Source organism: Gordonia hongkongensis, assembly GCF_023078355.1.
Classification (GTDB): Bacteria; Actinomycetota; Actinomycetes; order Mycobacteriales; family Mycobacteriaceae; genus Gordonia; species Gordonia hongkongensis.
Genome location: NZ_CP095552.1, coordinates 2219890 through 2241606 on the forward strand (window position 1 = coordinate 2219890; position 21717 = coordinate 2241606).

Genomic DNA, 21717 nt, shown 5'->3' on the forward strand with positions numbered 1-21717 from the left:
GGTGCGGGCCGCGGCGCCGTGACGCGGTCGAGGTGGGACTCTCAGGGAGCCCTCAGCGCTCCTGCGGGCGGTTCATACGTCCGGGACCCACCATGGGTGAGGTGCAGCATGTCAAAACCCCGCCACGGCCCGGCGGGACGCCGACGATCACCGTCTTCGTGGTCGGCGGGACGGGGGAGTCGTACCCGGGTGATCCCCGGACCGAGGTGTCCGGGCTCCTCACCGGAGTGGCCGACGAACTCGATGACCGCTTCGACTGTCGGTGGATCGGATACCCCGCGAGCTATGGTCCCGCGCCGCGTCCGGGCGGGATGAGTTTCGTCGAGAGCGTCGGGATCGGTGCGGGCCGACTGCGGGCGGCCATCCGCGCCACGGCAGGACCGGTCGCGCTGGTGGGTTACTCGCAGGGGGCCGTGGTCATCCGATCCGCGGTCGCCGATCTGGCGACCGGAGATGCCGAGAGTGCGTCCGACCTGGACCGGGTGCTCGGTGTCGGGTTGGTCGCCGACCCGCACCAGCCCCCGGGCGTGGTGCCCGGTTGCGACGGGTGGGGAGTCGCCGGCCCGGGAGCGGATCTACCGACCGGGCTGCCCGTGTACTGGGTGGGCGCGTCCCAGGACGTGATCTGCAACGCCGATGCGGACTCGCTTGTCCGCGACGTCGCCGACCTCACCGGCTCGATGACGCTGGCCGGGCTCGGCCGATGGGGGAGGAGTGCGTGGGATGTGTTGCGCGCCAACGACTTGCAGAACGCACGGCGGACATCGGTCCGGCCGGCGCAGTGGCGGCGCGACCCCGGGCGGATGCTGGCGGCGTGGCGTGAGGTCAGGTGCTACCTCCCGTCGCGCATCCGGGTGGGTGGTGTGTGGCTGACCAACGCCGTGGGTGGCCGGCACACGTCGTATCGGAGCGACCCCTATCGGCGGACCTCGGTCACCGATCCGGCGTCCACCGGTTGTCAGGTCATCGCCCAGTGGCTTCAGGTCCAGGCGACGTTCGCCGACCAGGCCGCCACCTGGTCACACGACAGAGGGCCGGTCACCTGACGGTGACCGGCCCTCGTAGTCTGCTCGAGACTAGGTGTTCTGATACTTCCCACCGATGGTGTTGCGCACCACGATCGGGGTGTTGCGGGGAACGTTGTCGTAGACCCACTTGGCGTGATCGTTGGTGACGTTGATGCAGCCGTGGCTCACGTTGCTGCGACCCTGCTGATTGACCGACCAGGGGGCGCCGTGGATGAAGATGCCGTCCCACGACATCCGGGTCGCGTACTCGACGTAGGTGCGGTAGCCCTCGGCGGAGTCGACCGGGACGCCGTACGTGGACGAGTCCATGTACATGTCGCGGTACTTCTCCTTGGTGTAGTACACGCCGTTCGAGGTGGGGTTCTTGTCCGAACCCATCGAGATCGGCATCGTCCGGACGACCTTGCCGTTGTGCCACCAGGTGATGGTGTGGGTGTTGTCGTCGGCCAGGGCGATGTAACCGGTCTCGGTCTTGACGTTCGGGATGACCGGCCCGGCCGGCTTCTCCTCGGTCGTCGACGGCGGCGGCTGCGGAGCTTCGGGGGTGGTCGGCGCCGGCGGGGTCGGCAGACCGGGGACCGCGGGGATCTCGACCGGCGGCAGGCCGGGGATCACGGTGACCGGGACGGCGTTGGCGACGCCGGGAAGTGCGAGGGTCATGGCCAGGACGCCGAAGACGACAGCCGCGAGTCGTCGAGCCGAACGGCGGCGCGAGGCGCGCGGGGTCGGCAGGTGAGAGTTCAACACAGGTCGTACCTTCGGTTCGATGGTTCGTTCGCGCATCGGCCTGAGCGCGGAACCATCGTTACACAACCGTTGCCTTGGGTCCAAGGAGCGGGCCACGCCGAATGACGCCGCCATCGCGAACCCTCAGTACGACGTGGCAAAACCCGAGGTAGCGTCGTTGTCGACACCGAGTGTGACGGTCGTCACATTCAAGGTCGCGCATGCGCAGCGGGTTCCGGCATGGGACTCATTGTGGCCGCCGGGCCCGCGCATCCAACAGGATCGTTTGTCCCACTGGGGACTGCTCGCTCGGGCACCGTGTTGCCGCTCAGGCGGGTTGTGGATGTTCGGTGCGAAGGTGTTGCGCAGGTTGCGAACACGCCTCGTCTCGGCAGACGAGCATCATGTCGACGCGACCGATGCCGGCCTCGGACTCGGTCACGTCTCGGCGGACGTACAGGGTGCGCCGCAGGATCCGCACCGGCGTTGGGTTTTCGTGTGGCTGGAGGACATGGGTCAACGGTACGCCTGGTGTGGCGTGGATCACAGGACGAGTCCGGACCGGCGGGATGTGGTCCGGTTGGGTGACTTGGGCGGGGATCTGTGACATCGCCGACCCGAATCGCATGTGGTTCGCAGACAGCGGAGGAACGTGAGGGAAACGCCAGGCCAGTTCGCGCCCTGCCCACCACCGATCGTCTCGACCGGCCCCGGCGATTCGTCGGCACCCGGGCACCCGGAGGAGGAGGCGACTCCCGAGATCGTCTACGAGTACGCGCCCCTGCCGTTGCCGTGGAACAAGCCGCCGGAGCCGCCCAACTAGGCGCACGGAGTAGCCCGGACCGACGAAAAAGGCTCGGAGATAGTGTCTCCGAGCCGGTGGAGCGGGTGACGGGAATCGAACCCGCGTAGCTAGTTTGGAAGACTAGGGCTCTACCATTGAGCTACACCCGCGTTGCTCGCGGTGACCGTCGAGATCCCGGCGTCGCGTGCGATGAGTGACTGTACCGGCAGCGGCGCCGGAACCGAAATCGGGGTGGATGCGACGAGGTGGCATCCGACGGACGACCATCGGTTCCGGCGTCGCCGCGGCACCCGTGCGCGGGCCCGGCCGCGGTGGCACGTACTATCTCTTGTTGGCCCTGATGCGCGGTCGCCCTCCGGGGTTCCCTCGCGTGTTCGGACCCCGGGATGTGGCGCAGCTTGGTAGCGCATCCGCTTTGGGAGCGGAGGGTCGCAGGTTCAAATCCTGTCATCCCGACTTGATCGATGTGGCCCGACCGGTCACCCGGTGCACGGCCCGCGAACGACCGAACTTCCACCACCGTAGATATAAGGAGTATTCAGGCGTGAAGAGCACTGTCGAGCAACTCACCCCGACCCGGGTCAAGCTCAACGTCGAGGTCCCGTTCGAGGAGCTGTCGGCAGACTTCGACCGGGCCTACCGGTCGTTGGCCCAGCAGATCCGGATCCCCGGATTCCGTCCGGGCAAGGCGCCCGCGAAGCTGATCGAGGCCCGTGTCGGCCGCGATTCGATTCTCGCGCAGGTCGTGAACGACGCCATCCCGGCCAAGTACTCCGAGGCCGTCGCCGAGACCGAGACCAAGGCCATCGGCCAGCCCGAGATCGACCTGTCCGAGCTGAAGTACGGCGAGTCGGTCACCTTCACGGCCGAGGTCGACGTCCGTCCCGAGATCACCCTGCCCGACTACTCGACCCTGTCGGTCGAGGTCGACGCGATCGAGGTCGACGAGGCGGCGGTCGACGAGCAGCTCGAAGGCCTGCGCGCCCGCTTCGGCACCCTCAAGGGCGTCGAGCGCGGCGTGGAGAACGGCGACTTCGTGTCGATCGACCTGGCCGCGACCGTCGACGGCGAGGCCGTCGAGGAGGCCACCACGGAGGGGCTGTCCCATGAGGTCGGCTCCGGCCAGCTCATCGACGGACTCGACGAGGCGCTCATCGGCCTGAAGGCCGGCGAGGACAAAGAGTTCACGACCAAGCTCGTCGCCGGCGATCACGCGGGCGAGGAGGCCCTCGTGAAGGTGACCGTGCAGTCGGTCAAGGAGCGCGAGCTGCCCGAGGTCGACGATGAGTTCGCCCAGATGGCCAGCGAGTTCGACACCGTCGAGGAGCTGCGCGCCAGCCTCGCCGAGCGGGTCGAGCAGTCCGCGAAGCTGGAGCAGGCCAACAAGATCCGCGACGCGGTGCTCGACAAGCTCCTCGAGACCGTCGAGATCCCGCTGCCGGAGAAGGTCGTCGACGAAGAGGTCGAGGGTCAGCAGCACCAGGTCATCCACGCGCTCGGACACGACGACGAGCAGGTCGCCAAATTCCTCGAGGCGCAGGGTAAGACCCGCGAGGAGTGGGATGCCGAGTCCCGTGCTGAGGCGGAGAAGTCGGTCAAGCAGCAGCTGCTGCTCGACGCGATCGCCGATCAGCAGGACACCGAGGTCAGCCAGGACGAGCTGACCCAGCAGATCATCTTCACCGCCCAGCGCTACGGCATGCAGCCGCAGGAGTTCATCCAGCAGCTGACGCAGGCCAACCAGGTCGGTGCGGTCTACGCCGACGTCCGGCGCGGCAAGTCGCTGGCGAGCATCGTCGGCGACGTGACCGTCACCGACACCAAGGGCGCCACCGTCGACACCGCCGAGTACTTCGGCGGCAATGACGACGCCGACGAGTCCGCTGCGGACGAGTCCGACTCCGACAACTGATCGGGCTCCCGCGGTCCAGCACAGCCCGCACGTTTCCTCCGCGATCGCCGGTCCTCGAAGTACGAGGGCCGGCGATCGCCGTCGGTCCACCATCACGCACGGGCCGTTCACGGTGCCGAAGGCCGTTCTGCTCTCAGCGAAGAGGCGTGTCCTCGGGAGTGTCCGCGGGTGTCGATTGGTTAGTGTCGGTGAGGACGTCATCAGAGAAGCATTCGATGTGCGTGCGCGTCACCCGCGGGTGACGCGCAGGTCATGACAACAAGGCAAAGGTAGGAACCCGTGAGTGAGCCGACCATCCACACACCCACGATGAGTTCGGGTGTGGCTGGGTTGAACCTGACCGATTCGGTGTTCGAGCGTCTGCTGCGCGAGCGCATCATCTTCCTGGGCACCCAGGTCGACGACGACATCGCGAACCGGCTGTGCGCGCAGATCCTGCTGCTCTCGGCCGAGGACCCGCAGAAGGACATCCACCTCTACATCAATTCGCCCGGTGGGTCGGTGACCGCCGGAATGGCGATCTTCGACACCATGCAGCTCGCGGAATGCGACGTCGCGACGTACGCGATGGGTATGGCGGCGTCGATGGGGCAGTTCCTGCTCGCCGCCGGCGCCAAGGGCAAGCGACATGCACTGCCGCACGCGCGCATCATGATGCATCAGCCGTCCGCCGGCATCGGTGGTACCGCGGCCGACATCGCCATCCAGGCAGAGCAATTCGCGCTCACCAAGAAGGAGATGAACCGGCTCAACGCCGAGTTCAGCGGTCAGCCGCTCGAGAAGATCGAGGCCGACGCCGACCGCGACAAGTGGTTCACCGCGGAAGAGGCCAAGGAGTACGGCTTCGTCGACAAGGTGATCGCGCGCCCGGGTCGGTGAGACCCCGGTCCGACGACCGCTCCCGTACCCACCGCCGAGCCACCTCTACCCAATGGAGCAACAGATGACCAACTCCCTTTCCTTCGACGGCATGCCCGCCGAGGTCGCCGCCGGCATCCCCGCGTCGGCCCTGGCGCTGAAGAACATCGAAGCGCGGTACATCCTGCCGTCGTTCATCGAGCACACCCCGAACGGCCAGCGACAGTACGACCCGTACGCGAAGCTGTTCGAAGAGCGGATCGTGTTCGTCGGCACGCCGATCGACCAGGTCGTGTCCAACGACGTCATGGCGCAGCTGCTCGTCCTCGAATCGCAGGACCCCGACCGCGACATCACCATGTACATCAACTCGCCCGGTGGCAGCGTGCCCGACATGCTCGCCATTTACGACACGATGCAGTACGTGCACTGTGACATCGTGACCGTCTGCCTCGGTGAGGCGGCCTCGGCGGCGGCGATCCTTCTCGCCGGCGGAACCCCGGGCAAGCGTGCGGCGTTGCCGAACGCTACGGTCCTGATCCACCAGCCGCGCACCGGCGGCGCCTACCAGGGTCAGGTCTCCGACCTCGAGATCCAGGCCGCCGAGATCGAGCGCATCCGCGATCGCCTCGACGAGATCCTGGCCAGCCACACCGGTCAGGACAAGGAGAAGATCCGCAAGGACACCGACCGCGACAACATCCTGACCGCGGCCGCGGCCAAGGAGTACGGCATCGTCGACGAGGTCTTCGAGTACCGCAAGAAGTCGATGAAGAAGTAGTCCTGGCCAAGAAGTAGTTGTGGCAGTGCAGAAGTCCCGGTGATTTTCTGCCGCGACATTTGGCCTTATCGGTCGAAGTTCGAGCGACACGCGGGTACCGTCGGGTTACTGGGCATTCGAGTGTCGATCAAATGACCCATGCCCGGCTGCGTGCGACGCGACGGACCAGACACGACAGTCCGGCAACGAGGAAGTAGGTACAGCGCGAGATGGCACGAATCGGAGACGGCGGCGACCTGCTCAAGTGCTCTTTTTGCGGCAAGAGCCAGAAGCAGGTGAAGAAGCTCATCGCCGGCCCCGGCGTGTACATCTGCGATGAGTGCATCGACCTGTGCAACGAGATCATCGAAGAGGAACTGGCCGAGAACGGCGACGTCAAGCTCGACGAGCTGCCGAAGCCGACCGAGATCCGTGACTTCCTCGAGAAGTACGTCATCGGCCAGGACACGGCGAAGCGGACGCTCGCGGTGGCGGTCTACAACCACTACAAGCGCATCCAGGCGGGCGAGAAGAAGGACGCCCGGACGGGTGAGACCGTCGAGCTGATGAAGTCGAACATCCTGATGCTCGGCCCCACCGGATGCGGCAAGACGTACCTGGCGCAGACCCTGGCGAAGATGCTCAACGTGCCGTTCGCGATCGCCGACGCAACCGCGCTGACCGAGGCCGGATATGTCGGCGAGGACGTCGAGAACATCCTGCTCAAGCTGATCCAGGCCGCCGACTACGACGTCAAGCGTGCCGAGACCGGCATCATCTACATCGACGAGGTCGACAAGATCGCCCGCAAGAGCGAGAACCCGTCGATCACGCGCGATGTGTCCGGTGAGGGAGTCCAGCAGGCGCTGCTGAAGATCCTCGAGGGCACGCAGGCGTCGGTGCCGCCGCAGGGTGGACGCAAGCATCCGCATCAGGAGTTCATCCAGATCGACACGACGAACGTGCTGTTCATCGTGGCCGGCGCGTTCGCCGGTCTGGAGAAGATCGTGTCCGAGCGGATCGGCAAGCGCGGTCTCGGCTTCGGCAACGAAGTGGCGAGCAAGGACGAGGTGGACACCTCGGATCAGTTCGCCGACGTCATGCCGGAGGACCTGATCAAGTTCGGCCTGATCCCGGAGTTCATCGGCCGTCTGCCGGTCGTCGCGTCGGTGACGAACCTGGACAAGGACTCGCTGGTGAGCATCCTGTCGGAGCCGAAGAACGCGCTGGTGAAGCAGTACACCCGGCTGTTCGACATGGACAATGTCGAGCTGGAGTTCACCAAGGACGCCCTCGAGGCGGTCGCCGATCAGGCAATTCACCGCGGCACCGGTGCCCGCGGCCTGCGGGCCATCATGGAAGAGGTCCTGCTGCCGGTGATGTACGACATCCCGAGCCGCGACGACGTCGAGAAGGTCGTCGTGACCGGGGAGACAGTCCGCGACAACGTCCTCCCGACCATCGTGCCCCGCAAGGCCTCCAGCGACGAGCGTCGCGACAAGAGCGCCTGACGCGCACGACTGACGACGAGAAAGCCCCGCCCGGGTAGACCCGGGCGGGGCTTTCTCTTGTCCATCTCGCCCCGCGGCGGTGCCGCATCGAGCACACTGAGCGATGTGACTCAACACGGATCGGATACCTCGGTGCTCGCCGGCCTGGTGCTGGCGGGTGGACGTTCGCGACGGATGGGCAGCGACAAGGCCGCGCTCGACTGGGACGGTGAACCCATGCTCGCGCGAGTGGTGCGGGTGGTGTCCCAGCGCTGCGATCCGGTGCTGGTCGTCGCGGGCGAGACGTCTGCGGCATTCCGCGGCGTCGACGACATCCGCGACCGGGCGGCGCCGGGGATCGATTCGTCGAAGGTGCACTGGGTGACCGACGAACAGGAGGGGACGGGTCCGCTCGGCGGGCTCGTCGCGGGCCTGTCCGCGGCGGCTGCCGCGGGTGCCGAGTTCGCGTTCGTCTGTGCCACGGACATGCCGCTGATCGCGCCGGAACTGATCGACGAGCTGCGGCTGGGGCTGACCGACTCGACGCAGGCGGTCATCGCCCACGACGCCCAGCGGGATCATCCGATGGCGGGGATCTACCGCACGGATGCCGCGGCGATGATCGCGGATGTCGTCGCCGGCGGCGAACGGCGCATGCTGGGCGCGATCGAGGCGCTCAACACCCATCGGGTGGGGATCTCCGATCCGGACTGGCTGGTCAACGTCAACGCGCCTGAGGACCTGCACAGATTGCGCGTCTCCGCGGGTTAGCACGAAGCGCTCGGGCGCGGACGGGTCCCGGGCGAGGTCCGGCCCGGCGAAAACATAGAATAGCGGCCGTGACATCACCCGACCAGACATCCGCGTTGCCCGAGACAGCGTCGCCCCGGACTGCCGTACCCGAGACCGGGTTGCCGAAGTCCTGGGACCCCGCTGAGCACGAGGCGTCGCTCTACCAGGGCTGGGTGGACGCCGGGTACTTCACCGCGGACGCGGCGAGTGACAAGCCGCCGTTCTCCATCGTGATCCCGCCGCCGAATGTCAATGGCTCGCTGCACATGGGCCACGCCTACGAGCACGTCCTGATGGACGCGCTCTCGCGTCTTCGTCGGATGCAGGGCTACGAGGTGCTGTGGCTCCCCGGCATGGACCACGCGGCGATCGCGATGCAGACGATGGTCGAGCGAAAACTCGCCACCGAGGGCAAGACGCGCGACGACCTCGGCCGGGAAGCGTTCATCGACCGCGTGTGGGCCGAGAAGGCCGAGATCAGCGGCAACATCGGCGAGCAGATGCGCCGGCTCGGCGACAGTGTCGACTGGTCGCGCGAACGCTTCACGATGGACGAGGGTCTGTCGCGCGCGGTGCACACCGTCTTCAAGAAGATGTTCGACGACGGGCTGATCTATCAGGCCGAGCGCCTCGTCAACTGGTCGCCGGTCCTCAAGACCGCCGTCAGCGACATCGAGGTGAGTTACGCCGACGTCGAGGGCGAGCTCGTCAGCTTCCGCTACGGGTCACTCGACGACACCGAGCCTCACATCGTCGTCGCGACGACCCGACTCGAGACGATGCTCGGCGACACCGCGATCGCGGTGCACCCCGACGACGAACGGTATGCCCACCTGGTCGGCACCGCACTGCCGCACCCCTTTGTCGACCGGATGATCCCGATCGTCGCCGATGATTACGTCGACCCCGAATTCGGCAGCGGCGCAGTCAAGATCACGCCGGCACACGACCCCAACGACTTCGCGCTCGGGCAGCGACACAACTTGCCGATGCCGACGATCATGGACGAATCGGCCCGGATCGCCGACACCGGAACCGAATTCGACGGCATGGACCGCTTCGAGGCGCGTGTCAAGGTGCGCGAGGCGCTGGCCGAACAGGGCCGGATCGTGAAAGAGGTGCGTCCGTACCTGCACAGCGTCGGGCATTCGGAGCGCACCGGCGAGCCGATCGAACCGCGCCTGTCGATGCAGTGGTGGGTGGCGGTCTCCACGCTGGCCGCGGCGGCCGGCGACGCGGTGCGGGACGGGTCCACGGTGATCCACCCGAAGTCGATGGAGCCGCGCTGGTTCAGCTGGGTCGACGACATGCACGACTGGTGTATCTCGCGTCAGCTGTGGTGGGGTCACCGCATCCCGATCTGGTACGGACCCGACGGCGAGGTGGTGTGCGTCGGACCCGACGAGCAGGCCCCCGAGGGTTACGTCCAGGAGACCGACGTCCTCGACACCTGGTTCTCCTCCGGGCTGTGGCCGTTCTCCACGATGGGCTGGCCCGATCAGACCGCGGATCTCGAGAAGTTCTATCCCACCTCGGTTCTCGTCACCGGGTACGACATCCTGTTCTTCTGGGTGGCCCGCATGATGATGTTCGGCACCTATGTGGGCAAGGATCTGGGTCCGGGCAACGAGATCCCGTTCCACAACCTGTTCCTGCACGGCCTGGTGCGCGACGAGCACGGCCGCAAGATGTCGAAGTCGAAGGGCAACGGCATCGACCCGCTCGACTGGGTGGAGCGCTTCGGGGCCGACGCCCTGCGCTTCACGCTCGCCCGCGGTGCCAACCCCGGTTCGGACATCTCGGTCGGCGAGGACCACGCCCAGTCGTCGCGCAACTTCGCCACCAAGCTCTACAACGCCACCAAGTTCGCGTTGATGAACGGCGCGAAGGTCGGCGAGCTCCCCGACGCCGAGACGCTGACCGACGCCGACCGGTGGATCCTCGGCCGGCTCGACGAGGTGCTCGCCGAGATCGACGCCGGGTTCGAGTCCTACGAGTTCTCGAAGGCATGCGAGGCGCTCTACCACTTCGCGTGGGACGAGGTCTGCGACTGGTACCTCGAACTCGCGAAGGTGCAGTTCGCCGAGAACGACGAGAAGCGTTCGGAAGCAACGTCGCTCGTGCTGGGCGCGGTCCTAGAGCCGTTGCTGCGCGCGCTGTCGCCGGTGATGCCGTTCGTCACCGAGGTGCTGTGGAAGGCGCTCACCGGGGGTGAATCGCTCGTGGTCGCCCCCTGGCCGACCACTTCCGGACGCGATTGGTCGTCGGATTCGGCCGCCCGCGTGGACGATCTGCAGCGACTGATCACCGAGGTGCGGCGTTTCCGCAGCGATCAGGGTCTCCGTCCGGGCCAGCGCGTCGCCGTGCAGTTCGACGGACTCGGCGAAGCCGGGCTCGAACACCTGCTGCCGTACGTGACCTCCCTCGCGCGCCTGGACCCGGCCGGTCCCGACTTCGGCGCGACCGCGACCATCGAGGTCCGCCTGAGCGTGGCCACCGTGGTCGTCGCGATCGACACCTCGGGCACCGTCGACGTCGAAGCCGAACGCAAGCGGCTCGCCAAGGACCTGGCGGTGGCCGAGAAGGAACTGTCGACGACCTCGGCGAAACTGGGCAACGAACAGTTCCTGTCCAAGGCGCCCGACCACGTGGTCGCCAAGATCCGGGACCGTCAGCGGATCGCGACCGAAGAGGTCGAACGGTTGAACGCGAAGCTGGCGAGTCTGGCCGGCGCGTGAGCGACGACACCGGTTTCCCCGAAGAGGATCCAGCCGTCCTGGGAATGGATGCGGCAGGCGACCCCCTGGGTCTCTCGGCGATCCTGGGGGAGGACGAACCCGATCCGGATGCCGAGCCGGCGCGGCTGCGCGTCACTGACAGCGCCGACGATCTCGCCGAACTCGCCGAGGTCGAGGCCGAGCTCGACACCCGGTGGCCCGAGACCAAGATCGAGCCGTCGCTGACCCGCATCGCGACGCTCATGGATCTGCTCGGATCCCCCCAGCACGGATACCCCGCGATCCACATCGCCGGGACGAACGGCAAGACGTCGGTCACCAGGATGGTCGACGCGTTGCTGTCCGCGCTGCACCGGCGCACGGGCCGGATCACGAGTCCGCACCTGCAGCGCGTCACCGAGCGGATCTCGGTCGACGGCAAGCCGATTCCGGCACGCACCTACATCGACACCTATCGGGAACTCGAGCCGTACATCACCATGGTCGACGATTCGTCGACAGCGGCGGGTGGACCCCGGATGAGTAAGTTCGAGGTGCTGACCGCGATGGCGTATGCGGTCTTCGCCGAGGCGCCGGTGGACGTCGCCGTCGTCGAGACGGGCATGGGCGGTCGATGGGACGCGACCAACGTCATCGACGGCACGGTCTCGGTCATCACACCGATCGCGATGGACCACGCGGACTATCTCGGCGACACCCTGACCGCCATCGCGGGGGAGAAGGCCGGCATCATCAAGCCCGCCGAACCCGATGCGGCCGGCACCGTCGATCCCGTCACGGTGATCGCCGAACAGAGCCCCGAGGTGATGGACGTCCTGCTGCGCGCGGCCGTCGATGCGGGCACCATCGTCGCCCGCCAGGGATCGGAGTTCGCGGTCCTCGACTCGGTCATCGCCGTCGGTGGGCAGATGCTCACCATCCAGGGCCTCGGCGGTGTCTACGACGAGATCTTCGTGCCGCTGCACGGTGCACATCAGGCGGCCAACGCGGCGCTGGCGCTCGCGGCGGTGGAGGCGTTCTTCGGTGCGGGCGCCGATCGTCAGCTCGACATCGACGCGGTGCGTACGGGTTTCGCGTCCGTCGCCAACCCCGGACGGCTCGAGCGACTGCGCAGCGCCCCGACGGTGTTCGCCGACGCGGCGCACAATCCCCACGGAGCCGCGGCGCTGGCGCAGGCGCTGGCCGAGGAGTTCGACTTCCGTCGACTCGTCGGCGTCATCGGCGTGCTGGGTGACAAGGACGCCCGCGGAGTCCTCGAAGCCCTCGAGCCGGTGCTCGACGCGGTCGTCGTCACCGACAACGGGTCGCCACGGGCCCTGGAGCCCGAGACGCTCGCGGAGTACGCGCGGGAGGTGTTCGGCGAGGACCGCGTGGTCGTCAAACCCTTCCTGCCCGACGCCGTCGAGGAGGCCATCGCACTGGCCGAGGAAGCCGACGGCGAACGCGTGTCCGGTGCGGGCGTGGTCATCACCGGGTCCGTCGTGACCGCCGGTGCCGCGCGAACACTCTTCGGTAAGGAACCCTCATGACCCGGTACACCCCACCCACGAACGATCCGTGGAAGGGGCTCCGCGGCGTGATGGCCGGCACGATGATCCTGGAGGTCATCGTCGTGATCCTGGCGTTCCCGATCGTGTGGCGCCTCGGCGACGGGCTGACCTGGTTGTCCGGCGGATACCTCACGCTCGTCGTCATCGCGATGATCCTGGCCGCCGGGATGCAGGGTCGGCCGTACGCGATCAACCTCGATCTGGGCCTGCAGGTCGTGCTGATCATCGGGGGGCTCTTCCACTGGTCGATCGCGGTGGTGGGAGTCGTCTTCGGGTCGGTCTGGCTGTACATCCGCTACATCAAGGCCGACGTCGAGAAGCGGGTCGAACGCGGGATGCTGCCCGGCCAGGAGCCGATCGAGTAATCGGTCCGGCGGCCACGGCCGTCTCGCCGCCGGCTGTCCGACCAGCGGTGTTTTCGTTGCTCAGGGCGGGGTTTGGTGGCCGCAAGACCTGTGGCCGGACCGTTATCGCCGAACCCGGGCGGCCAGGTGGGCTTGCTGTAACAATGGCCCATGCCGCGGGGGCCGACAAGTCGATCCTCGCAGCTTGTCGAACCCCTTCTCGAGACACCCGATGTGAGGACATACGTGCAGTTCCAGCTCTTCCGGACCACCTCCGTCCGAACCCGACGCCCCGTGCTCCCCGTTGTCGTCCTCGCGGGCGCGGCGCTCGCACTGACCGTCCCGGCCACGGCGGCGGCCGAACCGGAGCGGGACCAGGCACCGATCGGGATCGTGAACTTCATACCCGCAGCGGACGCACCCGTTCCAGTCGGGCCGGGGGAGTACAGCTATGTCGCCACCCACGAGATCACCCAGCGTGCCGCGACCATGAAGGCGCCCGAGGCCATCGCCAGCCTCCCGGTGCCCGCCCAGTACCGGCCCGCGAATCTCGGTCTGGCGCAACAGTTCGATCTCGCGCTCGCCGGCGCGCTCGCCTCGCCCGGCGGCTGTGTGCAGGTGGTCGTCGATCCGCGCTCGCGCACCGGCAGCCTTTTCGACTACGGCTTCTTCCCGGTCGCCGGTGAGTACTGCTCCTGACCGGTACGTGACCGTAGCCGGTCGATAGGGTGTCAGTCGTGACTGAACGCACTCTCGTACTCATCAAGCCGGACGGCGTCGAACGCAACCTCGTCGGCGACATCATCAGCCGTATCGAGCGCAAGGGCTTGACCCTGGTGGCTCTCGAACTCAAGACCGCGAGCGACGAGGTCGCTCGCGGGCACTACGCCGAGCACGAGGGCAAGCCGTTCCACCCCTCGCTGCTCGAGTTCATCACGTCCGGTCCGCTGGTCGCGGCCGTTCTCGAGGGGCCCCGCGCGGTGGCGGCGTTTCGCCAGATCGCCGGCGGTACCGACCCGGTCGAGAAGGCCGTGCCCGGAACGATCCGTGCCGACTTCGCGCTCGACACCCAGTACAACCTGGTCCACGGGTCCGATTCGCCCGAATCGGCGCAGCGCGAGATCGCTCTCTGGTTCCCCGGACTCGAGGGCTGAACGCGAGCGCCTCGGCTCGACGCGCAACGTCAAACGCTCATCCTTTGCGGTCATCCGACCGCGGTGTGGGATACTTGCACAGTTATCGCCGACACACTTTGTCGACGACGACCGGATGACGCGCCCCGGTACCGGCGCGTCGCGGTGCGGCACTGACGCACCGCGACGCCACGGAACCGCAGCTGACCCCACCGAGTTCGCCCTGCTGCCAGCGGGCGAACACTCAGGTTCCGCCTGTGCCCGGTGGCGTGGAAAGCGATCAGGGACGCGGTCATCGACACAGCAAGAGCGTCGTCGGACGATCCGTGAGACGGACCGCCGCGACGACGCGCAGACCACACAACACCGGTCCGATGAGGACCGGGACACAGAGCAGACCCTCGCGTGGCCGCGTCAGCCCGACGCGCCCGGGGGTTCGAGGAGACTGAGTGACCGACAACGGGTCGCCGGCTGACGCGAACGCAGCGTCGGAATCGGCGGAAGAATTTCCCAGCAAACTTCGTGTGCACGCCCTGGCCCGCTTCCTGGGCCTCACGAGTCGACAGGTTCTGGCTCACCTGGCGAATCTCGGCGTGCAGACCCGCAGCCCGCAATCCAGCGTCGATCGTGACCTGGCGAAAGCCGTGGCCGAACGGGTGCGCTCCGGCGTCGACGAGACCGGCGAGACGCCGCCGCAGGCCGCCCCGGCCGGCGACGCGGCTCTGCCTGACGCCGCTGCCGACACGACGCCGGCCGAGGCCCCTGCCGACACCCCGCCGACGGACGCGGCACAGGCCGAGGCGGCATCGGTCGAAGCCGCACCAACCGAGGCGGTGTCCGCCGAAGCGGCGCCCGCCGACGACGCACCGACGGCCGAAGTCGCATCGACCGAGGATGCTGCACAGACCACCGCCGACGACTCGCCCGCGGCACCGACCGCAGCCCCGACGTTGTTCTCGGCCGCCCAGTACGACGCACCGGTGGCGACCCCGGCCGCGGAGACCGACGCCTCGACCGGCGCGCAGCCGCTGTTCCTGCAGCCTCAGGCCCCGGCCGACAAGCCCCGCGCCGCCCGCTCGGGTCGTGCGAAGACCCGCGCTGAGACGGGCGCGAAGGACGAGTCGGCGGACACCCCGGCAGACGAGTCCGTCGCTGCCGAGACCGCGACCTCGACATCAGCGGACGCGCCCGCCCGCTCGGACAGGTCGAGAGCCGATGATTCGACTGCGGCCGACCGGGACGCCGACGTCTCGACCCCGGACGAATCCGGCGCCGACGACGCCGATGATTCCAACGCCGATGATTCCAACGCTGATGATTCCGGGTCGGGCCGGAGTCGCCGGCGTCGACGCGGACGTCGTGGACGCGGGCGCGGTAGGGGAGACCAGGGGGGCGACTCTGATTCGGACACGGATGAGTCCGACGCCGAGGCGTCCGATGCCGACGAGTCGACCGGTGACGGGGCAACCGATGCCGACACGGACTCGGAGGACACCACGTCCGACGAGTCGGCCGAGGACTCGCGCTCGGAGGAGGGCCGTCCGTCGGGCAAACGCACCCGCCGCCGCAGCCGTCGTTCGGGTGCGGACAAGGCGGAGGACTCCGAGGCGTCCGGCGCCACGGGCGACCGCGCCGACGAGTCCGGTGACGATGCCGACTCCGCCGACGCCGAAGACGCATCCGATGACGACGACTCCGGTGACTCCTCGTCGACTCGCCGCCGCCGTCGCCGTCGCCGTCGCAAAGGTGGCGGCGAACCCGATGAGGCGTCTCCCGACGATCCGCCGAACACGGTGGTGCACGAGCGCGAGCCGCGCAGCAAGCGCGCCCGCGACGAGGTGCAGGGCATCTCGGGGTCGACCCGACTCGAAGCCAAGCGTCAGCGCCGGCGCGACGGGCGCGATGCCGGCCGGCGTCGTCCGCCGATCCTGACCGAGTCGGAGTTCCTGGCACGCCGTGAGGCGGTCGACCGCGTCATGGTCGTCCGAGAGCGCAGCGCGAACAGCCGCATTTCCGGTAACGACGGGCACGAGCACGCCGCGGTCGAGGACTACACGCAGGTCGCGGTCCTCGAGGACGGTGTCCTCGTCGAGCATTTCGTGACGACCGCGACGTCGTCGTCGATGGTCGGCAACATCTACCTCGGACGCGTCCAGAACGTCCTTCCGGGGATGGAAGCCGCATTCGTCGACATCGGTCGCGGACGCAACGGCGTGCTCTACGCCGGTGAGGTCAACTGGGACGCTGCCGGACTCGACGGCGGTTCGCGCAAGATCGAGCAGGCGCTCAAGCCCGGCGACAACGTGCTCGTCCAGGTCAGCAAGGACCCGGTGGGTCACAAGGGCGCCCGTCTGACCACGCAGATCTCCCTCGCCGGCCGCTACCTGGTGTACGTGCCCGGCGGTTCGTCGACCGGGATCAGCCGCAAGCTGCCCGACGTCGAGCGCAAACGTCTCAAGCAGATTCTGGCGAAGCTCGTCCCCGACGAGGCCGGGGTCATCATCCGCACCGCGTCGGAGGGAGTCAGCGCCGAGGAACTCGGTGCCGACATCGCCCGCCTCGAGTCGCAGTGGAAGTCCATCGACGAGGCGGTGGCCCAGGCCAAGAAGGGTGGGTCGTCGAGCCCGAAGCCGCTGTACGAGGAGCCCGACCTCCTGGTTCGCGTCGTCCGTGATCTGTTCAACGAGGACTTCAAGAAGCTCGTCGTCGAAGGTGACAAGGCCTGGAACCTGGTCGAGGGTTACGTCAGCTCGGTGGCCTCGGATCTCATGGAGCGGGTCGAGAAATTCGACAAGCCGCACGCCGACGCGCCGGATTCGTTCGTCGTGCACCGCATCGACGAGCAGCTCGCGAAGGCGCTCGACCGCAAGGTGTGGCTGCCCTCCGGCGGCACGCTGATCATCGAGCACACCGAGGCGATGACCGTCGTCGACGTCAACACCGGCAAGTTCACCGGCTCGGGTGGCAACCTCGAGGAGACGGTGACGCGCAACAACCTCGAAGCCGCCGAGGAGATCGTGCGGCAGATGCGGTTGCGCGACATCGGCGGGATGATCATCGTCGACTTCATCGACATGGTCCTCGAGTCGAACCGGGATCTGGTGCTCCGCAGGCTCACCGAGGCGCTCGCTCGTGATCGCACCCGTCACCAGGTGTCCGAGGTGACCTCGCTGGGCCTCGTCCAGATGACACGTAAACGTCTGGGAACCGGTCTGCTGGAAGCGTTCTCGACCACCTGCACCGCCTGCAGCGGTCGAGGCATCATCGTGCACGCGAATCCCGTCGAGGTGAAGACCGACGACTCTTCGCGTGGCGACGGTGCCGGTTCGAAGCGGTCCCGTCGAGGCAAGAAGAAGGCCGACGCGCAACCGGAGGCAGTCGCCCCGGCCGTCGCGCCCGCTCACAAGCCGGCCGAACACCCGATGTTCCGGGCGATGGCGGCGCACGCGCACGACGACGAACACGACCAGGAGTCCGGCGCGACCACCGACGGTGACACCACGAGTCGGGTCGAGGATGCGGCGAAACCCGTCGTCGAGGGTTCGTCGCCGCAGCAGACGGCCGACAGCCGGGTGGACACCGCTGTTGCCGAGCCGACCGAGACCCTGCCGTATCCGGTGGCGACGGAACCGGCTGAGACGGATTCGGCTGGAACGGATTCGGCTGGGACGGAATCGGCTGAGTCCGAGCCTGCGGCGGTCGAGACGGTGCCCGAGCCGGTCGGCTCGGCCACCGACGGACAGGCTCCGGCGGCCGCACGGCGTCGTCGGCGGGTCGTCCGGCGTCCGGCGCAGACGACCACTCCGCCCGACACCGTGGTGATGACCGCGGCGGATGTCGCCGCGGAGACGCCGGTGACGACCTCGGGTCCGGTCTCCGCCGCTAACTCGGAGGCGGCGGTCGCGGTACGGCGCCGGCCGCGCAAGCGCAGCGCGGGCCGTCCCGCGGGACCGCCACCGGCCGACGACTGACCCGGGTGACCGGGCCGCGCCGGACCCGGGTCGGGCGAGTTTGACCCGACCGCCGACGTTCCCGTAACCTTGGAAAGTCGCCTCCCGCGGAGGGTCTGCGCTGTTCTGCCCGCTTCGGCACAGCAACGGTGCGTAGTCCGTCGGCAGGCCCTCTGGTGCGAACCGCAGCTTCCCCGGCCACATGCCCGGGTGCCCTGCGGCCCGCCCCGGCACGCACAACACAAACGCCCCAGGAGCGCTCGCGCCCCCAGGGTCCGAGTAGACGAGTAAGAGGAATACTCGATGGCAACGTACGCGATCGTCAAGACCGGCGGTAAGCAGTACAAGGTCGCTGAAGGCGACACTGTGAAGGTCGAGAAGATCGACGGAGAGATCGGCAGCACGGTGAGCCTGCCGGTCGCGTTGGTCGTCGACGGGTCGAACCTGACCACCGATGCCGACAAGCTGGCCAAGATCTCGGTCACCGGCGAGGTCGTCGACCACGTCAAGGGCCCCAAGATCCGCATCCACAAGTTCAAGAACAAGACCGGCTACCACAAGCGCCAGGGTCACCGTCAGAAGCTGACGGTCCTCAAGGTCACCGGCATCAAGTAGTTCGACCCGCTTCGAGAAGACCTCAGGAGGACTGACACATGGCACACAAGAAGGGCGCGTCCAGCTCGCGCAACGGTCGCGATTCCAACGCCCAGCGACTCGGCGTGAAGCGCTTCGGCGGCCAGCAGGTGAGCGCCGGTGAGATCCTGGTCCGCCAGCGCGGCACCAAGTTCCATCCCGGCGTCAACGTCGGTCGCGGTGGCGACGACACCCTGTTCGCGCTCGCCGCGGGCGCGGTGGAGTTCGGCTCCAAGCGTGGCCGCAAGACGGTCAACATCGTCCCGGAAACCGCTTCGGTCTGACCTGAGCAACCGGCACGACAAGCTCTTACACAGGGCGGGCAGGGTCATCGCGTACCCCGCCCGCCCTGTTCTTTTTTGACGGAAGAAGGATTTCGATGTCTCGGTTCGTCGACCGCGTGACCATCCACGTCGCCGCGGGGAACGGCGGCCACGGCTGCGCGTCGGTCCATCGCGAGAAGTTCAAGCCTCTCGGCGGACCCGACGGCGGAAACGGCGGCAACGGCGGGTCCGTGCGGCTCGTCGTCGACCCCCAGGTGCACACGCTCCTCGACTTCCACTTCCACCCGCACGCGAAGGCCTCCAACGGCAAGCCCGGGGCCGGCGACAACCGCGACGGCGCCACCGGCGGCGACCTCGTCCTCAAGGTTCCCGACGGCACGGTCGTCCTCGACGAGCGCGGCACGATCCTCGCCGATCTGGTCGGCGAGGGGACGGTCTTCGAGGCCGCGCAGGGGGGCCGCGGCGGGCTGGGGAACGCGGCGCTCGCGTCGAAGGCGCGCAAGGCCCCCGGCTTCGCCCTGCTGGGCGAAGAGGGGCAGCAGCGTTCGCTAGTTCTGGAACTCAAGTCGGTCGCCGACGTCGGGCTCGTCGGTTTCCCGTCGGCCGGCAAGTCGTCGCTGGTGTCGGTGCTCTCGGCCGCCAAGCCGAAGATCGCGGACTACCCGTTCACCACGCTGGTCCCGAACCTCGGGGTCGTGCAGACCGCGGGCGACGTGTTCACCATCGCCGACGTCCCCGGTCTGATCCCGGGCGCCTCGACCGGCCGCGGGCTCGGACTCGAGTTCCTCCGCCACCTCGAGCGCTGCGCGGTGCTCGCGCATGTCGTCGACTGCGCGACACTGGAACCCGGGCGCGACCCGATCTCCGACATCGATGCGCTCGCCGAGCTGGCCGCGTACGTCCCGGCACTCGACGACGACCACGGACTCGGCGACCTCGCCTCCCGCCCCCGCGTGGTGATCCTCAACAAGCTGGACGTACCCGACGCCGCCGAGCTCGCCGACCTCGTCGAACCCGAACTGGCCGAACGTGGTTGGCCCGTGTTCCGGATCTCGGCGGTCGCCCACGAAGGTCTGCGCGAGCTCACCTTCGCGCTGGCGCGGATGGTGCGCGAATACCGAGATGCCCAGCCCGCCAAGGTCGCTCGGCGCGCGATCATCCGCCCCAAGGCCGTCGACGACACCGGCTTCACGATCGAGACCGACCCGGACAACGAGGGCGGCTTCATCGTCCGGGGTTCCCGCCCGGAGCGGTGGATCGCGCAGACGCAGTTCGACAACGACGAGGCCGTCGGTTATCTCGCCGATCGGCTCAACCGGCTCGGCGTCGAAGACGAACTGGTGAAGCGGGGTGCACAACCGGGTGCGCCCGTCACCATCGGTGCGGTCACCTTCGACTGGGAACCGTCCACGCCGATGGGCGACGACGTCCCGATCACCGGGCGCGGCACCGACATCCGGCTCGATCGTTCCGATCGCGTCGGCGCCGCCGAACGCAAACAGGCGCGTCGCCTGCGGCGCGGGCTGCCGGACGAGGACGGCGGGGAGCGGGACCTCCCGTGAGCACCGGTTCCGCCGACCGCGTTCACGAGGGGTCGGTACGCGACCGGATCGCGCACGCGCGCAGCGTGGTCGTGAAGATCGGCTCGTCGGCACTCACCGACCTCACCGAGGGACTCGACCGCAACCGCCTCGACGCACTGGCCGACGCCCTCGAGGCCCGGATGCGGGCCGGGTCGGATGTGATCGTCGTGTCCTCGGGGGCCATCGGGGCCGGGATCGCCCCGCTCGGACTCAAGAAGCGGCCCACGGATCTCGCCACCAAGCAGGCGGCGGCAAGCGTCGGGCAGCTGGCCCTCGCGCATGCTTGGGGTACGTCGTTCGCGCGCTACGGCCGCACGGTGGGGCAGGTCCTGCTCACCGCCGACGACATCTCCAACCGCGGTCACCATGCGAATGCCCAACGGACACTTGACCGTCTGCGTTCACTCGGCGCCGTGGCGGTGGTGAACGAGAACGACACCGTGGCCACCAACGAGATCCGTTTCGGCGACAACGACCGGCTGGCCGCGCTCGTCGCCCATCTGTCGGGCGCGGATGCGCTCATCCTGCTCTCCGACATCGACGGCCTCTACGACGGTGATCCGCGCCGGGTCGACGTCGACGGCCGTCGCGCCCGGTTGATACCCGAGGTCAACGGCCCCGAGGACCTCGACGGGGTGATCGCCGGCTCCGGCGGCGCGCTGGGTACGGGTGGCATGGCCTCCAAGCTGGCCGCGGCCCGCTTGTCGGCCGATGCCGGCGTGCCCGTATTGCTGGCGGCCGCCTCCTCGGCGGCGCAGGCGCTGGCCGACGCCTCGGTGGGCACGGTGTTCGCCGCCCGGACCGAGCGGCTGTCCGCGCGTCGGTTCTGGGTGCGACACGCCGCCGACGCGCGGGGTCGGATCGTGCTCGACGACGGCGCCGTGGACGCGGTGTCGCGCAAGCGGCGTTCACTGCTCGCCGCGGGGATCGTCGGGGTCACCGGCAGGTTCTACGAGGGCGACGTCGTCGAACTCGTCGACCAGTACGACACGGTGCGGGCCAGGGGAGTCGCGGCCTACGGCGTCGACGACATCGCGTCGATGGTCGGCCGCTCCACCGGCGATCTTCCGCCCGAACTACAGCGCCCGGTGGTGCACGCTGACGATCTGGTGGTCGTGGGCCGCTGACCAG

The 21717-nt window shown here is 68.2% G+C and carries 18 protein-coding genes and 2 tRNA genes; 18 read left to right on the top strand and 2 right to left on the bottom strand.

Annotated elements, in window-relative coordinates; all coding sequences use genetic code 11:
- Positions 1-92: 92 nt before the first annotated feature.
- Positions 93-1046, top strand: coding sequence for a PE-PPE domain-containing protein (locus MVF96_RS10025; protein WP_247451929.1), 954 nt, complete (start codon positions 93-95; stop codon positions 1044-1046).
- A gap of 30 nt (positions 1047-1076) precedes the next feature.
- Here the strand turns inward: MVF96_RS10025 and MVF96_RS10030 are convergent, their stop codons facing one another.
- Complete coding sequence (locus tag MVF96_RS10030) at positions 1077-1811, bottom strand: L,D-transpeptidase (protein WP_240198622.1); 735 nt, start codon at positions 1809-1811, stop codon at positions 1077-1079.
- 595 nt (positions 1812-2406) lie between these two features.
- Between MVF96_RS10030 and MVF96_RS10035 the strand changes: the two genes are divergently transcribed.
- Positions 2407-2577, top strand: coding sequence for a hypothetical protein (locus MVF96_RS10035; RefSeq protein ID WP_175401035.1), 171 nt, complete (start codon positions 2407-2409; stop codon positions 2575-2577).
- 57 nt (positions 2578-2634) lie between these two features.
- Here MVF96_RS10035 and MVF96_RS10040 read toward each other — a convergent pair.
- Positions 2635-2708 (bottom strand) — tRNA-Gly (locus tag MVF96_RS10040).
- A gap of 233 nt (positions 2709-2941) precedes the next feature.
- On the opposite strand from MVF96_RS10040, the gene MVF96_RS10045 reads away from it, so the two are divergent.
- The 16 genes from MVF96_RS10045 to proB all read left to right on the top strand — a co-directional run bounded on the left by MVF96_RS10045 (position 2942) and on the right by proB (position 21713).
- Positions 2942-3015, top strand: a tRNA-Pro gene (locus tag MVF96_RS10045).
- A gap of 88 nt (positions 3016-3103) precedes the next feature.
- On the top strand, positions 3104-4471 hold the full coding sequence (gene tig, locus MVF96_RS10050) for a trigger factor (protein ID WP_068972583.1): 1368 nt from the start codon (positions 3104-3106) through the stop codon (positions 4469-4471).
- Positions 4472-4750: 279 nt separating this feature from the next.
- Positions 4751-5350, top strand: a complete 600-nt coding sequence (locus MVF96_RS10055; RefSeq protein ID WP_078113597.1) for an ATP-dependent Clp protease proteolytic subunit — start codon at positions 4751-4753, stop codon at positions 5348-5350.
- A gap of 64 nt (positions 5351-5414) precedes the next feature.
- Complete coding sequence (locus tag MVF96_RS10060; protein ID WP_058250292.1) at positions 5415-6110, top strand: ATP-dependent Clp protease proteolytic subunit; 696 nt, start codon at positions 5415-5417, stop codon at positions 6108-6110.
- Positions 6111-6319: 209 nt separating this feature from the next.
- On the top strand, positions 6320-7600 hold the full coding sequence (gene clpX, locus MVF96_RS10065; RefSeq protein ID WP_058250051.1) for an ATP-dependent Clp protease ATP-binding subunit ClpX: 1281 nt from the start codon (positions 6320-6322) through the stop codon (positions 7598-7600).
- Between the two features lie 174 nt (positions 7601-7774).
- Positions 7775-8350, top strand: coding sequence for a molybdenum cofactor guanylyltransferase (gene mobA, locus MVF96_RS10070; RefSeq protein ID WP_058250293.1), 576 nt, complete (start codon positions 7775-7777; stop codon positions 8348-8350).
- Positions 8351-8445: 95 nt separating this feature from the next.
- Positions 8446-11109: a valine--tRNA ligase gene (locus tag MVF96_RS10075; RefSeq protein ID WP_247452086.1), complete on the top strand. Its 2664-nt coding sequence runs from the start codon at positions 8446-8448 to the stop codon at positions 11107-11109.
- Positions 11106-12638, top strand: coding sequence for a bifunctional tetrahydrofolate synthase/dihydrofolate synthase (gene folC, locus MVF96_RS10080; RefSeq protein WP_068972581.1), 1533 nt, complete (start codon positions 11106-11108; stop codon positions 12636-12638). Before MVF96_RS10075 ends, folC begins: the two co-directional genes overlap by 4 nt.
- A complete protein-coding gene (locus tag MVF96_RS10085; protein WP_058250055.1) occupies positions 12635-13024 on the top strand; it encodes a DUF4233 domain-containing protein in 390 nt (129 codons plus the stop codon). Before folC ends, MVF96_RS10085 begins: the two co-directional genes overlap by 4 nt.
- Before the next feature lie 225 nt (positions 13025-13249).
- Positions 13250-13702 (top strand): hypothetical protein, encoded by a 453-nt coding sequence (locus MVF96_RS10090; RefSeq protein ID WP_159370621.1) that lies wholly within the window; start codon positions 13250-13252, stop codon positions 13700-13702.
- A gap of 38 nt (positions 13703-13740) precedes the next feature.
- The gene (gene ndk, locus MVF96_RS10095) at positions 13741-14157 is read left to right on the top strand and encodes a nucleoside-diphosphate kinase (protein WP_058250057.1); all 417 of its coding nucleotides are present in this window, start codon (positions 13741-13743) and stop codon (positions 14155-14157) included.
- 428 nt (positions 14158-14585) lie between these two features.
- Entirely contained in the window at positions 14586-18107 is a 3522-nt protein-coding gene (locus MVF96_RS10100) for a translation initiation factor IF-2 N-terminal domain-containing protein (protein ID WP_247451930.1), read from the top strand.
- A gap of 282 nt (positions 18108-18389) precedes the next feature.
- A complete protein-coding gene (gene rplU / locus MVF96_RS10105; protein WP_004019625.1) occupies positions 18390-18701 on the top strand; it encodes a 50S ribosomal protein L21 in 312 nt (103 codons plus the stop codon).
- 38 nt (positions 18702-18739) lie between these two features.
- Complete coding sequence (rpmA, locus tag MVF96_RS10110) at positions 18740-19003, top strand: 50S ribosomal protein L27 (RefSeq protein WP_004019626.1); 264 nt, start codon at positions 18740-18742, stop codon at positions 19001-19003.
- A gap of 95 nt (positions 19004-19098) precedes the next feature.
- Positions 19099-20565, top strand: coding sequence for a GTPase ObgE (gene obgE / locus MVF96_RS10115; protein ID WP_247451931.1), 1467 nt, complete (start codon positions 19099-19101; stop codon positions 20563-20565).
- Positions 20562-21713 carry a glutamate 5-kinase gene (proB, locus tag MVF96_RS10120; RefSeq protein ID WP_247451932.1) on the top strand — a complete coding sequence of 384 codons (1152 nt, stop codon included), beginning with the start codon at positions 20562-20564 and terminating at the stop codon, positions 21711-21713. Before obgE ends, proB begins: the two co-directional genes overlap by 4 nt.
- The last annotated feature ends 4 nt before the right edge of the window (positions 21714-21717 follow it).